The organism is Pseudomonas sp. PvP028, from assembly GCF_017832255.1.
Taxonomy (GTDB): Bacteria; Pseudomonadota; Gammaproteobacteria; order Pseudomonadales; family Pseudomonadaceae; genus Aquipseudomonas; species Aquipseudomonas syringae.
In genome coordinates, this window is the sequence record NZ_JAFIBL010000001.1 from 4212199 (window position 1) to 4229265 (window position 17067).

Consider the following 17067-nt stretch of genomic DNA (forward strand, 5'->3'; position numbering starts at 1 on the left):
GATTGACCCGGCGATCAACCGCCGGGCTTGAAGAAACAACGTTATTGACGGGGTAGCCACCAGTTCGCCAGATGCTGTACATGCTGCGCCTTGAGGATGGTGAAATGGTTGCCCGGCCCACGCCAGACAGTTAGGTCCGGGGCACACCGGCGCCAGCCGCTGACCATCGCCTGTTGTTCGCGCTGATTGCCCGCCGCATCCAGCACCGGGTCGTCAGCCAGCACCAGACGCACCGGTCCGGTGTAGATCTGCGACGGTTGATAACGCGTGCGCAACGCCGTACCGAAGGCCCGCGCAGGCCCACGCATCGCGTCCGGCGACGAACGCTGCGGCAGCATCCCTGCCCGCACCATTCCGGCATGCAACAAGCGCATCTGGCCGATATCGTCCTGGGCCCTGAAGGCCGTACGATCGATGCCCAGCGACTTGCCCGCAGCCAGCTCCATGGTCTCGATCAAACGTTCCAGTACGCCTATCGCGGTGTAAGGTTTGCCCACCACGCCGTTGCCGCCCGGCGACTCGCTGTCGATCAGTGTCAGCGAAGCCACTTCCCTGCCGCTTGCCGTCAGGCGCGTGGCCATTTCAAAGGCCACCCAGCCGCCGAACGAATGACCGAGCAGATGCACCGGCCCTTCGGGATGAGTGCTGTCGAGTGCTTGCAGATACGCCTCGGCGGCGGTTTCCACCAGGCTGTAAGGCACCGTGCGGCCATCCAGCCCGCGTGGTTGCAGCCCATGGATTGGCCAGTGCGGCCCAAGGGCATCGGCCAGGCTGATGAAGCCGGTCACACTGTCCCCTGCCCCCGGTACACAGAAAATTGGCGCGTGATCGCGACGTCCGCCCTGAATCGTCAGCAACGGCCGGTGGGCGCTATCAGCCCCCCGCGGCCGATCGGGCAGATCAGCCAACGCCTGGCTGATCGCCTGCCCCAGGCCCTCGATATGCGGCGGCTTCATCATGCTCAAGTGATCGCCCGCGACCTTGATACTGCGCAACTGACTGACTGGCAGGACGCTATCCCAACCCAGGTAACCGCTGTGTTTCTGCGAGTTGGGTTCCCACTCGATGGCGGTAAACAAGTGCAGCGGCACGCTGTTGGGATAAACCGTGTAATTGGCCTGCGCATGACCGTGAGCCACCTCTCGGTCGAGGTACTGCCAAAGATCCTCGGTCGTGTAGGTTTCCAGCTCCGGAGGCAGCGCACCCTGCTCACGACAGTGTTGCAGGAGCCCTGCGAAATCAAAGGCCTGCCGGTTTGTACGCACTCGCTCAAGGGCCTCAAGGGCCTGCGTGCATTCGCCTCGTGCTCTCCAGAACTGCTCGCAGTGTTCCAGCAGGTGCTGACGGTGGGCGGTCTGCAGGTCCCAGCGTTCGCGACCCTGATCCACCAGGCGCGGCATGTAGGTGTCGAGCAGGCCGATAAACTCCACCTCCTCGTCCATACCCTCCAGCTGGATGGCGATTTCGTAGGCCAGAAGCCCACCGAACGACCAGCCCGCCAGGCGATAAGGTCCGTGCGGCTGAACGCTGCGCATCGCACTCAACAAGCGTGTTGCCAGGCATTCCATGGTCTGCAGCTGCTCCTGACCGAGGGGGATGCCGCTCAACCCGTAGACCGGAATATCGCTATCGATGTGCACCGCCAGCGCAGGGAAATGCACGTCCTGGCCAGTGAACTCATGAACCAGGAACAGCGGACGCTGACTACCGGTGGTACGCACCGGCACCAGTTGTTCATGAAGCTGAGGTGCAGCCTCTTTGCTGCGGCTGTCCAGCAGGCCCGCCAGGTCCGCGACGCTGGCGTGCTGGAAAACGTCGGCCAGGGACACCGACAAACCACTCTGTACCAGTTGGTTGACCAGTCGCACTGCCATCAGCGAGTGACCTCCGAGATTGAAGAAGCTGTCATAACGGCCCACCTGTTGTAATTCAAGTACTTGCGCCCAGGCTTTCGCCAGACGAATCTCCAACTCCCCTACCGGGGCTTCAAACGCATGGCTCGCGAACTGATCCGCCGTTGGTGCTGGCAGTGCCTGAACATCCACCTTGCCATTGAGCGTGAGCGGCAAATCTGGCAGGCAGATGAAGACGCTCGGGACCATGTATTCCGGCAGTCCGGCGCTCAGTTGCGCACGCAAGGCCTCCGGCTCGGGTGCTTCAACGCCCGCATGCACGGTGTAATAGGCCACCAGCCGCGTGTCGCCCGGACTGTCTTCGCGCGCCACGACCACGGAGTTGCGTACGCCATCGCACCCATGCAGGCTGCTTTCGACTTCCCCAAGCTCGACCCGGAAGCCGCGGACCTTCACCTGACCATCATTACGCGCCAGGTATTCGAGGTTGCCGTCCGGCAACCAGCGCGCCAGGTCGCCGGTGCGATAGAGCCGCGCCCCCGCCTGCTGACTGAACGGGTCGTCGCTGAAGCGTTCAGCAGTGAGTTCCGCGCGATTCAGGTAGCCAAGCGCGACGCCGACACCGCCGATATAGATCTCGCCGACGCTGCCCATCGGCACCAGCTCGCCGCACGCGTCGAGCAGATAGATGCGCACGTTGGCGTTGGGTTTGCCGATTGGCAGGCTCAGGGTGCCCGGCTGCACGTCGAACACTTCGTAACGAGTAGCGCACGTCGTGCCCTCGGTCGGGCCGTAGCCGTTGAACAGGCGCACTTGAGACGAATGCTCACGCACCCGGCGGAACGACGCCGGATCCGCCCGTTCGCCACCGCACTCCAGCATGCGCAAGCCCGCCAGCGCTTCGGGAATCAACCCGGCATACAGGTTGAACAAGGCGGTCGAACTGAACATCACCGTCACTGCATGGCGTTTGAGCAAGGCGGCAAAGGCTGTCGGCTCAAGCAACACTGAAGGCTCGACGATTATCGACTGACCGCCATTGAGCAAGGCACCCCAGATTTCCGGGCTGCTGGCGTCGAACGCCGGGTTGGAAGAAAACGCCACGCGGTCATCGGCACGGAAGTCATAGTTGTCCCGCACCAGCCGCACAATGCCGTTGTGGGTCACAATCACGCCCTTGGGCATGCCGGTGGAACCGGAGGTGTAGATGATGCACGCCGGAGTCTCGCCTGCGACCTCATCTGCAAGCGTGACTGGCCCCTGGTGAGCCACTGATAGGTCCAGGGTGTCCAGATCGAGTCGCGGCGTCGTTTCAGGTGCCGTCAGCTCGCTGCGGGTCAGCAACATGAGTGCTTCGCTGTCCTCGAGCATGAAGCGCACACGCTCCTCGGGGGCCAGGCGATCCAGCGCCAGGTAAGCCGCGCCACACTTGAGCGTGGCCAGCATACCGGTCAATAGCTCCACCGAACGATCCAGCAGGATCGCCACTCGGGTTCCCGCTTTCACGCCGTGTTGGCGCAAGTGCTGAGCCAGGGTGTTGGCGCGGCTGTCGAGCTCGGCGTAGGTCAGCGTCTGCTCACCCTGACGGGCCGCAAGCGCCTGGGGTCGAGACGCTGCATGCGCCTCGAAAAGGCGATGCATCAGCTGACCCTGAGGGTAAGCACGTTCGGTTGCATTAAGACCGCTCAACAGGTGCTCGCGCTGGACCGCATCCACCAATGGTACGTGCTCCAGGATGCGGTGCTCATTGGCGACCATCGCTTCCAGCAATCGCTGGAAATAGCCCAGGTAACGGACCATGGTGCTTTCGTCGAACAGCGCCGTAGCGTATTCCAGCGTGCCGACCAATTGATCGCCGACCTCGGTCATGTCCAGCACCAGGTCGAACTTGGCCGTGTGGTCGTTCACCGCCACGCCTTGCAGGTTCATATTGCCCAGCGCCAGATCGGACGTTTCGTTGTTCTGCCAGGACAACATGGCCTGGAAGATCGGGCTGTGGGACAGGCTGCGTTGCGGGCGAACCACCTCGACCACCTGTTCGAACGGCAGGTCCTGATGGGTCTGCGCTGCCAGCGTTTGGCGCTTGACCTGCTGCATCAATGCTTCGACGCTGGGTGCGCCGGAGAGATCGACGCGTATCGCCAGGGTGTTGACGAAGAACCCGATCAGGTCCTCCACCTCGGCACGCAGGCGGTTGGCTACTGGTGTACCGATCACCACATCATCCTGACCGGCCAGACGCCCCAGCAGCGAGGCCCATGCAACCATCACGGTCATGAACAAGGTGCTGCCATGCCGCTGGCTCAGGGCCTTGAGGCCACGGGTCAGCTCTGCATCGAGCACCAGGCCGCGTATGTTGCCGCTGTAGTCCTGTTGTGCCGGGCGTGGCCGGTCGGTCGGCAAGGTCAGCAACGCTGGCGCACCGCCCAGGGTCTGCTGCCAGTACTGGCGCTGTTGCTGCAGCACGTCGCCGCTCAGCCAGTTGCGCTGCCACACCGCATAGTCGGCGTATTGCACCGGCAACGCGGGCAGCGGATCTTCGGCACCGGCACTGAACGCGGCATAGAGCGCACCCAGTTCTCGTGTCAGCACATCCGCAGACCAGCCGTCGGAGACGATATGGTGCATGGTCACCAGCAACACATGATCGTCCTCGGCCATGCGCACCAGGCGTCCGCGTACCAGCGGCCCGTTGAGCAGATCAAAACCCTCGTTGGCCTCTTCAGCGGTGATGGCGAGCAGTTGCTCTTCAGCATCCGCCTGCCCGGTCAGCACCTGCAGTTGCAGGCTGAAACCGATATCGGCCGGGGCGATGCGCTGTACCGGATCCTGGTCCTGATCCTGCACAAAGGTCGTACGCAGCACTTCGTGGCGCGCCACGATACGGTCCAGCGCCCTCTCCAGCGCAGGGTTGTCCAGAGTGCCACGTAGACGCAGCCCTGCCGGGATATGGTACGCCGCGCTGCCGCCTTCCAGTTGGGCGAGGAACCACAGCCGCTGCTGGGAAAACGACAGCGGCAAGTCCTGATCACGGGACACCGGTACGATAGGTGGCTGAACGCTGCCTTTGGCTTCGGCGAGTATCCGTGCCATGGCGGCGAGCTCCGGCTGGGCAAAGATATCCGCCAGGCCCAACTCGACACCCAGGTGCTGGCGCACCTGGGAAATAAGACGCATCGCCAGCAGCGAGTGCCCGCCCAGTTCGAAGAACTGGTCATGACGGCCCACCTGTTCCAGATTGAGCAGGCTCTGCCAGATCTGCGCCAGCGCCAGCTCGGTGTCGCCTTGCGGTTCCACATGTTCGCGGCTGGCAAAGGCCTCGGCTTGCGGAGCCGGCAAGGCGCTGCGGTCAAGCTTGCGGTTCGGCGTCAACGGCAAGGCATCGAGGATCACGAACGCGCTCGGCAGCATGTATTCAGCCAGTTGCGGCGCCAGTTCGGTACGCAGGCTGGCGGCCGTCAGGTGCATATCCGGCTGCGCGACTACGTAGGCCACCAGACGTTTGTCTCCCGGATTATCTTCCCGAGCGATCACCACCGCTTCCTTGACCCCGGCGCAATTGCCCAGGCGTGCTTCGATTTCGCCCAGTTCGATACGGAAACCGCGCACCTTGACCTGGAAGTCGTTACGGCCCAGGTATTCGATACGGCCGTCGGCCATGTAGCGCGCCAGGTCGCCAGTTTTGTACATTCTGGCATCAGGGCTGTTGCTGAACGGATCCGCGAGGAAGCGCTCTGCGTTGACCTCGGCAAGGTTCAGGTAGCCTCGCGCCACGCCATCGCCACCGATGAAAATCTCACCGGCCACGCCATACGGTACTGGCTGCTGGTGGGCATCAAGCAGGTAGATGCGCGTGTTGGCCATCGGTTTGCCGATGGTCGCGTTGCCGCTGCCTTCGCTGCCGGCCACGGCGTCATGGCTGACGTAAGCCGCAGTGCAAGACACCGTCGCCTCGGTTGGCCCGTAAGTGTTGATCAGGCGCGTATGTGCCGGGCGCACCTCGTCCCAGAGCTTCAGTTTCTGTGCCGACAATGCGTCACCGGTGACGTTGATCAGGCGCACCTCGGCCAGGTGTTGTTCAGCAGCCTGCGGCTGGTTGTGCCATTCGGCGACCAGCGTGTGCCAATGGGCAGCGGTCAAGTGCAGGACGGTCGGGTAAATGCCGTGATTTTCAGTGCCTTCACTGCCGAAGATCTCGCGGCTTGGCGCCAGGGTTGCACCGGCCAGGAGTGCCGGGAAGATCTCCTCCACCGAAAGGTCGAAGTTAAGGGTGTTCTGTTGCAGCACGGTGTCGCTCTGGGACAGGCCAAACAGGCGTGCAGCATCGACGCTGTAGTTGACCAGACCGCGATGTTCGATCATCACCCCCTTCGGATTGCCGGTGGAACCTGATGTGTAGATCACATACGCCAGATTGCGCACGCCGAGGGCTTCCACCACCGGGTTGTCGTCACGCTCGGTAAAGGTGTTGCGCTGATCGTCGTCGAGCAACACCAGTGGCAAAGCAAGCGTCGGCAGGCGTTTCTGCAGATCACGCTGGGTCAGCAATGCCGTTGGCTGGCTGTCGTTGATCATGTAGGCCAGGCGCTCGGCCGGATACGCCGGGTCCAGCGGCACATAAGCCGCTCCTGCCTTGAGCACACCGAGCAAGCCGATCATCATTTCCACGCCACGCTCGACGCAGATCGCCACTCGATCATCCGGGCCAATGCCCAGGCCGATCAGGTGATGGGCCAGACGGTTAGCCTGACGGTTCAGTTCGGCATAGCTCAAGCGCTGCGCCTGGAAGGCCACGGCGATGGCGTCGGGCTGTGCCTGGACCTTTTCTTCGAACAGCTGATGAATCGTGCAGTCCTGCGGGTAAGGCACATTGTTAGCGTTAAGCTCGACCAGCAGATGCTGGCGTTCCACCGCATCGAGCAACGGTACCTGTTCCAGCAACTGGCGGTCGTCGGCGACCATGGCTTCCAGCAAGCGTTGGAAGTAGCCCAGGTAGCGCTGCATTGTGCGTTCGTCGAACAGTGCCGTGGCGTATTCCAGCGTGCCGATCAATTGATCGCCAACCTCGGTCATGTCCAGTGTCAGGTCGAACTTGGCCGTATGGCCTGCCACCGCGACGCCCTGCAGGGCCATGTCGCCAAGCGCCAGGTCGGACGCTTCGTTGTTCTGCCACGACAACATGGCCTGGAAGATCGGGCTGTGGGACAGGCTGCGTTGTGGGCGAACCACCTCGACCACCTGTTCGAACGGCAGGTCCTGATTCGCTTGGGCGGCCAGGGTCTGCTGTTTGACCTGCTGCAACAGGTTTTGCACGCTCGGTGTCCCCGAGAGGTCGACGCGCACGGCCAGGGTGTTGACGAAGAACCCGATCAGGTCCTCAACTTCGGCGCGCATGCGGTTGGCCACCGGCGTACCGATGACCACGTCGTCCTGACCGGCCAGACGTCCCAGCAGCGCCGCCCATGCGGCCATGACCGTCATGAACAGGCTGCTGCCATGCCGCTGGCTCAGGGCCTTGAGGCCGCGGGTCAGGTCGGCGTCGAGTACCAGCCCGAGCAACTTGCCACTGTAGTCCTGTTGCGCCGGCCGTGGCCGGTCGCTCGGCAAGGTCAGCAAGGACGGCGCACCGGCCAGAGTCTGCTGCCAGTACTGGCGTTGCTGTTGCAGTACGTCGCCGCTCAGCCAGTTGCGCTGCCACACGGCATAGTCGGCGTATTGCACCGGCAACGCGGGCAACGGATCTTCGGCACCGGCACTGAACGCGGCATAGAGCAGGCCCAGTTCACGGGTCAATACATCTGCGGACCAGCCGTCAGAGACGATGTGGTGCATGGTCACCAGCAACACATGGTCGTCATCGGCCAGGCATACCAAGCGTCCGCGCACCAGCGGGCCATTGAGCAGATCAAAGCCCTCTTCGGCCTCTTCTGTGGCGATGGCGAGCAATTGTTGTTCTGCATCGGCCTGCCCCGTCAGCACCTGAAGTTGCAGGCTGAAACCGATATCGGCCGGGGCGATGCGCTGCAGCGGATCCTGGTCCTGCTCCTGTACAAAGGTCGTACGCAACGCCTCGTGGCGCGCAACGATGCGGTCCAGCGCTCGTTTCAATGCGTCCTGATCGAGGCTGCCGCGCAGACGCAGACCGGCTGGAATGTGATAAGCCGCACTGCCACCGTCCAGCTGTGCAAGGAACCACAGGCGTTGTTGGGCAAACGACAGCGGCAAAGCCTGATCGCGAGATACCGGCACGATGGGCTGCTGGCTGCTGCCGGCAGCGTGCGCCACTACCTCAGCCAGTGCCGCTAGCTCCGGCTGGGCGAAGATGTCCGCCAGGCTCAGCTCGACGCCCATGCGCTGACGCACCTGGGAAATCAGACGCATCGCCAGCAGCGAGTGCCCACCCAGCTCGAAGAAGTGGTCATGACGCCCTACTGCTTCCAGGTTGAGCAGGTTCTGCCAGATCTGCGCCAGGGCTTTTTCGCTGGTGCCTTGCGGGGCGACATGTTGACGACTGGCAAAAGCATCGTCCGCCGGGGCCGGCAAGGCCTTGCGATCGAGTTTACGGTTAGGTGTCAGCGGCAGTGCATCGAGCAGCACGAACGCGCTCGGCAGCATGTATTCGGCCAGTTGCGGTGCCAGCTCGGCGCGCAGTCTGGCGACATCCAGACTCGCTTGTGGCTGGGCGATCACGTAGGCCACGAGACGTTTTTCACCGGGATTGTCCTCCCGAGCGATCACCACCGCTTCCTTGACCCCTTTGCAATTGCCGAGACGGGCTTCGATTTCGCCCAGTTCGATACGGAAACCGCGCACCTTGACCTGGAAGTCGTTACGGCCCAGGTATTCGATACGGCCGTCGGCCATGTAGCGCGCCAGGTCGCCAGTTTTGTACATTCTGGCATCAGGGCTGTTGCTGAACGGATCCGCGAGGAAACGCTCTGCGTTGACCTCGGCAAGGTTCAGGTAACCCCGCGCTACCCCGTCGCCACCGATGAAAATCTCACCGGCCACGCCATACGGTACTGGCTGCTGGTGGGCATCAAGCAGGTAGATGCGCGTGTTGGCCATCGGTTTGCCGATGGTCGCGTTGCCGCTGCCTTCGCTGCCGGCCACGGCGTCATGGCTGACGTAAGCCGCAGTGCAAGACACCGTCGCCTCGGTTGGCCCGTAGGTGTTGATCAGGCGCGTATGTGCCGGGCGTACCTCGTCCCAGAGCTTCAGTTTCTGTGCCGACAATGCGTCACCGGTGACGTTGATCAGGCGCACCTCGGCCAGGCGTTGTTCAGCAGCCTGCGGCTGGTTGTGCCATTCGGCGACCAGCGTGTGCCAATGGGCAGCGGTCAAGTGCAGGACGGTCGGGTAAATGCCGTGATTTTCAGTGCCTTCACTGCCGAAGATCTCGCGGCTTGGCGCCAGGGTTGCACCGGCCAGGAGTGCCGGGAAGATCTCCTCCACCGAAAGGTCGAAGTTAAGAGTGTTCTGTTGCAGCACGGTGTCGCTCTGGGACAAGCCAAACAGGCGTGCCGCATCGACGCTGTAGTTGACCAGACCGCGATGCTCGATCATCACCCCCTTCGGATTACCCGTGGAGCCCGAGGTGTAGATCACATACGCCAGGTTGCGCACGCCGAGATTCGCTACGACCGGGTTGTCATCACACTCGGTGAAACCCTGGCAATGCTCGTCGTCGAGCAATACCAGCGGCATGGACAGTGCTGGCAAACGCTCCTGCAGGCCGCGCTGGGTGAGCAACGCCGATGGCTGGCTATCGTTGATCATGTACGCCAGACGCTCGGCCGGATACGCCGGGTCCAACGGCACATAGGCGGCGCCGGCTTTGAGCACACCGAGCAGCCCTACTATCATTTTCACCCCACGTTCGACGCAGATCGCCACCCGATCATCCGGGCCGATGCCCATACCGATCAGGTGATGAGCCAGGCGGTTGGCCTGACGGTTCAGTTCGGCATAGCTCAAGCGTTGTGCCTGGAAGGCCACGGCAATGGCGTCGGGCTGGGCCTGGACCTTTTCTTCGAATAGCTGATGAATCGTGGCGTCTTGCGGGTAAGGCACGTCGGTAGCGTTGAGGTCGACCAGCAGATGCTTGCGTTCCACCGTATCGAGCAGTGGCACCTGTTCCAGTACCTGGCGATCATCGGCGACCATGGCGTGCAGCAAACGCTGCAAGTACCCCAGATAACGGGCGATGGTGCTTTCATCGAACAACGCGGTGGCGTATTCCAGCGAACCGAACAGCTGGCCCTGGGCTTCGCCGATGTCCAGCGAGAGATCGAACTTGGACAGCGTATGGCCAGCGCTCAGGCTTTCCAGTTGCAGATCGCCGAGGGCGAAATCCCCGCCGCCCATGTCCTGCCAACTGAGCATGGCCTGGAACACCGGGCTGTGCGACAGGCTGCGCACCGGCTTGATCACTTCCACCACTTGCTCGAACGGCAGGTCCTGATGGTCCTGAGCGCCTAACGTGTTGGTCTTGACCCGCGCCAGCAGCGTCTCTGCCGTGGGCTTGTCGCTAAGGTCGACGCGGATCGCCAGGGTATTGACGAACAGGCCCACCAGTCCTTCGACTTCACTGCGTGTACGGTTGGCCACCGGCGTGCCGATGACCACGTCGTCCTGACCGGACAGACGTCCCAACAGCGCAGCCCAGGCGGCCATTACGGTCATGAACAAGGTGCTGCCGTGACGTTGGCTCAAGGTCTTGAGGCCGCGAGTGAGGTCCTGGTCGAAAACGATGGGCAGCACCGCGCCGGCATAGTCCTGCTGCGCCGGACGCACCCGGTCGGTGGGCAACATCAGCAGCGCCGGAGCGTCTGCCAGGGTTTGCTGCCAGTAATCGCTTTGTTGCTGCAACAGATCGCCGCTCAACCAGCGACGCTGCCACACCGCGTAGTCCAGGTAGTGCAGCGTCAGAGGCGTCAGCGGGTCGTCCTGGCCCTGACTGAATGCCGCATAGAGCGCGGCCAGTTCACGGGTCAGCACGCCAATCGACCAGCCATCGGAAACGATGTGGTGCATGGTCAGCAGCAGGACGTGATGGTCCTCGGCCATACGGATCAGACGACCACGGATCAACGGGCCCTGTTCCAGATCGAAGCTTTGCAGCGACTCTTCGCTGGCCAGTGCCTGAAGCTTCTCTTTGGCATCCACCAGCCCTTGCAGATCATGCAGCTGCAGGTTGAAGCCGGCATCTGCCGGGCTGATCCGTTGCAATGGCTGTTCGTCATCGCCCTGAATGAAGGTGGTGCGCAAGCCCTCATGGCGCGCGACGATGCGCTCCAGCGCCCGTTGCATCGCCGTACGGTCCAGCTCGCCATGCAGGCTCAGGCCGATAGGCATGTGGTAGGCCGCGCTGGCGCCTTCCATCTGCGCGAGGAACCACAGACGTTGCTGACCGAACGACAGCGGCCAGACCTGATCGCGTGCCACTGGCACGATATCCGGCAGGATGCTGCGTCCGGCGCGGGCGATGGCCAGTGCCAGGGCGCTTAGTTCGGGGTGGGCAAACAGCGCGGCCAGGCTCAGTTCGAGACCCAGTTGCTGGCGAATCTGCGAAACCAAACGCATGGCCAGCAACGAATGGCCGCCCAGCTCGAAGAACTGGTCGTGACGGCTGATGCGTTCAACCGAGAGCAAGTCGCTCCAGATTCCCGCCAGCAGGGTTTCGGTTTCGCCTTGCGGGGCTTCATAACCACGGCGGATCAGTGCATCGGCGTCCGGTGCTGGCAAGGCCTTGCGGTCCAGCTTGCCGTTCGGCGTCAGCGGCAGTGCGTCGAGCAGCACATAGGCCACCGGGATCATATGAGCCGGCAATTGTTCCTGCAGCCAGGCGCGAAGGCTGTCTATATCTGCCGAAACCTGTTCTGCGCTCAGGGTGTAATAAGCCACCAGACGCTTGTCGCCCGGCACATCTTCGCGAGCCGTCACAACCGCTTCGTGGACCGCCGGGTGTTTGGCCAGACGCGCATCGATCTCGCCCAGTTCGATACGGAAACCACGGATCTTCACCTGATCATCGTTGCGGCCCAGGTATTCGATATTGCCGTCTGGCAAGTAGCGCCCCAGGTCGCCCGTGCGGTACATGCGAGCCGCTGGGTTTTGGCTGAACGGATCCTTGAGGAAGCGCTCGGCAGTGAGGTCGTCACGGTTCAGGTAGCCCCGCGCCACACCGGCGCCGCCGATGTAGATCTCGCCCACAACACCCAGGGGGACGGGCTGTTGCTGTTGGTCCAGCAGGTAAAACTGCGTATTGCCAACCGGTTTGCCGATGTGTGGAGCGAAGCCGTCTTCACGATCCATGGCCACCCAGCTTGAATAGGTGGTGGTTTCAGACGGGCCATAGAGGTTGCACAGGCGCTGCACGCCAGTCTTCTCGAACAGCGATTCCACCAGGCTACGCTTGAGCGCTTCACCGGCCACGTTCACCGTGTGAACCGTTGCCGGCAGACCGTCAACGTCCAGTAGTGCTTTCAGCGCCGACGGTACCGTGTTGATCAGGCCGATATCGTGCTCGCCGTGTTGCAGTTCCAGCACGTTTTTGACGACTTCGATGCTGCCGCCCGAGGTCAGTGGCGCAAAGCACTCGTAGACGGCGAGGTCGAAGTTCAGCGAGGTGGAGAAGAGTGTTTTTTCCAGTGTCGAACCGTCAAAAACCGTGTGTGCCCAGCTCAGGAAGTTCACGGTGTTACGGTGTTCGATCATCACGCCTTTCGGCAAGCCGGTCGAACCCGAGGTGTAGATCAGGTAGGCCAGGTGCGCCGAAGTCAGCCCCGGCACCTGCGGATTCTGGACGGATTCGCCCTGCCAATCGCTCAGATCAAGATTGATCACAGGCACCGAAACGTCGGCCAGCAAGCCCTGAGTAGCGGTGTGAGCCAGCACGGCTGCCGGAGCGCTGTCCTGCAACATGTACGCAATACGTTCCGCTGGATAAGCCGGGTCGAGCGGCACGTAGCCACCACCCGCCTTGAGAATCGCCAGCAAACCGACGACCATTTCCGCGCCGCGTTCTACACAGATTCCGACGCGAGAATCTGGCTGAACACCCCGCTCGCGCAAAGCATGTGCCAGGCGGTTGGCCTGCTCGTTAAGCTCGCGGTACGTCAGGCGCTGTTCGCCGTGCACCACTGCCAGTGCTTCCGGTGTGCGCTTGGCTTGCGCTTCGAATAAGCCATGAATGGTCTGTTCGTGCGGGTAATCCAGAGCGGTGTCGTTGAACTGCACCAGCAACTGCTCACGCTCGTCGACCGGCAGGGTCGGCAGGCTGTCGAGGGCCAGGGACGGTGACTGCTCAAGTGCATCCGCCAGATGCTCCAGCACGGTCTGCATGTAACCGCAGACCCGTTTGGCACCCACGGGGCTGCTGACCTGTGCGGTCAGACTGAACCCGTTACCCATGTCGTCCACGTTCAGGGTCAACGGGTAGTTGGTGTGGTCCTTGGCGCCAAAGGACTCGATCCCTTCCCAGGCAGTGGCGGTTTCCGCCGAAACATCGTTCACGCCGCTGTGCCGGTAGTTGAGCAGCGCGCTGAACAGTGGTGTCGGTGCCGCCACGCCGCTGCAACGCTGGGCGAGTACCAGCGGTGCGTGTTCATGGCCCAGCAACGCCGTCAGTTGCCTGTGCGTAGCTTTCAGTCCCTCGACCACCGTGGTCGCGCCGACATCGACGCGCAGCGGCAAGGTGTTGATAAACATGCCCAACGCACGGTCGGCACCCTCGCCGGCCTGCATACGGCCTAGCAGTACGGTGCCGAACACGACCTGGTCACGGGCCGAGACACTGCCGAGCACCCGCGCCCACGCAAGGTGCATAAGGCTCGCGGCGCTGACGCCTGCTTGCCGGGCCTGAGCCCGCAAACGCAGGTCCAGTTCAGCGGGCAGGATCACGCTCGCCTCTTCGAGGTCACGACCACCGTCCTGCACATCCTGCAAACCGAATGGCAGCGTTGGCTCGTCGATATCGCTGAGCATATCGCGGAAGAAGGCTTCGTGCTGTGCCTCGCTGACACCCAGGCGAGCCTGGGCTACGTAGTTGCGATACGGCACGCTCTGACCCAGAGCAGCGTGCTGACCGAGCAGGTGCGCCTGAAGTTCACGCAACACCACGTACAGCGAGGTGGCGTCGTTGACCAGGTGATGGAACAGCAGCATCGCCAGCCAGCGATCGTTGAGCGGATCATGGCTAAAGACAATCTGCATCAAGGGCGCTTGGCGTACGTCGAGGCGGTAATGCCGAGGATCGAAGCGCTCGTGCAACTGCTCGTCCAGCGGGCCGTCAGCCGGGTCTAGGTCCACCTCGGTGACGTGCATTTCAGCCTGACGCAGCACCACTTGCAGCGGTTCTTCGAGACCCTCCCACAGCACAGCGGTGCGCAGGATATCGTGACGATTGATTACCCCTTGCAAGGCGTGGCTGAAATCGTCCAGTCGTGCGCGGTCGCGCAGACTGAACAGCGCTTTCAGGGTATACGGGTCGCCCTGCTCGGCACTGATGTGGTGATAGAGAATGCCTGCCTGCAAAGGTGCCAGCGGGTAAATGTCCTGCACGTTAGCGGCACCGCCGGGCACATGCTTCACGACGCGGTCGATCTGCGCCTGAGTCAGGCTGATCAGTGGCAGCAGGTCCGGTGTGATGTGTTCGCAGCGTTCCGGGATCAGATTGGCCGGCACCACGACTTCCGTGCCACCACCGACCGCTGCCGCCAGTGTGGCTAGCGTAGGCTGGCTGAACAGCACGCGTACATCGGCACTCAGGCCGACTTGACGCATGCGTTCGATCAATTTGACTGCAAGCAGCGAGTGGCCACCCAGTTCGAAGAAGTGATCATGGCGACCGACCTGCCCGACCTTGAGCACGTCAGCCCAGATCGACGCCAGCAGGGTCTCAACCTCGCCCTGAGGTGCTTCATAGCCTCGGCTGATGAGCGATTGCGCATCCGGCATTGGCAGGGCCTTGCGGTCGAGCTTGCCGTTGGCGGTCAGCGGCAGCGCATCGAGCTGCACGTAGGCCGCGGGCACCATGTACTCCGGCAACAGGCCTTGCAGATGGCTACGCAGGTGTTCGATGTCGACAGGCTGCTGCGCTGTGACATACGCCACCAGACGCTTGTCGCCAGGTGTGTCCTGACGGCACAGCACCACGGCCTCGAGAACATCCGGATGTTCGGCCAGGCGCGCTTCGATCTCACCCAATTCAACACGGAAACCACGGATTTTCACTTGATCGTCATTGCGACCCAGGTATTCCAGGTTACCGTCGGCACGCCAGCGCACCAGGTCGCCAGTTCGGTACAAGCGCGCCTGAGGGTCGCTGTCGAACGGGTCGGCGACGAATGTCTCATCGGTCAGTTCATCCCGATTCAGATAGCCCTTGGCAACGCCCTGCCCGCCGATATACAGCTCGCCGGGCACGCCCAACGGCACCGGTTGGCCTTGGCCATCGAGCACATACAGGCGGCTGTTGCCCACGGGCTTGCCAATAGGAATCGAGCCATTGCCGACCGACGTAATTTCGTAGGTCGCGGAGAAGGTTGTGGCTTCGGTCGGGCCATAGCCGTTGAGCAGATGCTGTGGAGGACTGTTGGCCAAGACCCGGCCAATAACGGCAGGGTCCAGCACATCGCCGCCGACGATCAGGTAGCGCAGACGTGAAAACGCTTCGCCCAGCCCCGAAGCGTATTGATGGAACAGCCCTGCGGTCATCCACAGCACAGTTACCGATTGCTCCAGCAACAGGCGCTGGAAATCGCGCGGGGACAGCAAGTCATTCTGCCCGATCACCACCACGCAACCGCCATTGAGCAACGGTGCCCAGACATCCAGCGTACTGGCATCAAACGCCGGGTTGGAGGCAAACGCTACGCGATCCTGAGCATTGAAATCGGCGTAACCGTTGTTGATCACCAGCCGGCTGATGGCCCGATGCGGCACCAGCACACCTTTCGGCGTGCCGGTGGAGCCTGAGGTGTACATGATGTAAGCGACGCTTTCGCTGGACTGCGGCAATGCCAGGTCGGTGCCTTTAAAGTTCTCTACTTTCAGGCCATCGAGGTCAACACGCTGCGCAGCGGTTGTCAGCGATACCTGGCTGTGGGTCAGCAGAACACGCGCCTGACTGTCTTCGATCATGAACGTCTGACGTTCGACCGGTGCATTGATGTCCAGCGGTACGTACACCGCCGCGCACTTGAGCACCGCCAGCTGACTGGCGAGCAGGTCATGGCTGCGCTCCAGCAGGATCGCCACACAGTCACCTGGCTGCACGCCAAGGCCCAACAGATGCCGCGCCAGGCGATTGGCGCGGGTGTTGAACTCGGCGTAGCTCACGGCAACACCATCGTGGATTGCCGCGCAAGCTTCGGGGTACGCCCGCACCTGAGCTTCGAACAGGCCATGCACCGTCTGTTGCTGCGGGTAATCCCGCGCGGTGTCGTTGAACGCCACCAGCAGTTGCTGGCTTTCGGTTTCCGGCACCACCGGCAGGTCGCACACCGCTGAGTCCGGCGCGGATTCAAGGGCTTCGGCCAGATGGCTCAAGACGGTCTGCATATAGTCGCAGATGCGCCGCGCATCGATACCGGCCACCGCCTGTACATTCAGGCCGAAACCCGCACCCATATCATCGACGTTCAGAATCAACGGGTAGTTGGTGCGTTCTTCACTGCTCAGGGCATGGATACCCTGCCAGGACTGCACGGCCTGTTCGGACACACTGCCAACCGCACTGTGGCGGTAGTTGAGCAGCGCACTGAACAATGGCAGAGGCGCGGCCACCGCGCTGCAACGCTGGGCCAATACCAAAGGCGCATGCTCATGACCGAGCAAATCGGTCAACCGGGTGTGGGTCTGACGCACCGCCTGGCGTACCGCGCAGGTGTCGATATCGACGCGCAGCGGCAAGGTGTTGATAAACATCCCCAGCGAACGCTCTGCACCCTCGCCGCCTTGCATCCGGCCCATCAGGACGGTGCCGAATACTACGTCCTGCCTGCCTGAAACCTTGCTCAGGACCTGCGCCCAGGCCAAGTGTGCCAGGCTGGCAACGCTTACTCCAAGCTGCCGGGCCTGTGCCCGCAGGCGCAGGTCCAGTTGAGGCTCGAGGACCAGGGTGTTCTCTTCAATATCGCGACCGTCACCCTGCACATTCATCAGGCCGAACGGCAAGGTCGGTTCTTCGATGTCGCCGAGCATGTCGCGG

1 protein-coding gene (only partly in view) is annotated in these 17067 nt (G+C 62.4%); it reads right to left on the minus strand.

All coding sequences use genetic code 11. The annotated features are described in order from the left end of the window. Positions 1–41 precede the first annotated feature (41 nt). Positions 42–17067, minus strand: the 3' end of a protein-coding gene (sypC, locus tag JOE34_RS18625) for a syringopeptin non-ribosomal peptide synthetase SypC (RefSeq protein ID WP_209996417.1). Its footprint extends 23552 nt past the window's final position; 17026 of the gene's 40578 nt are visible here — the last part of the coding sequence; the start codon falls outside the window, past its right edge; it ends in the stop codon at positions 42–44.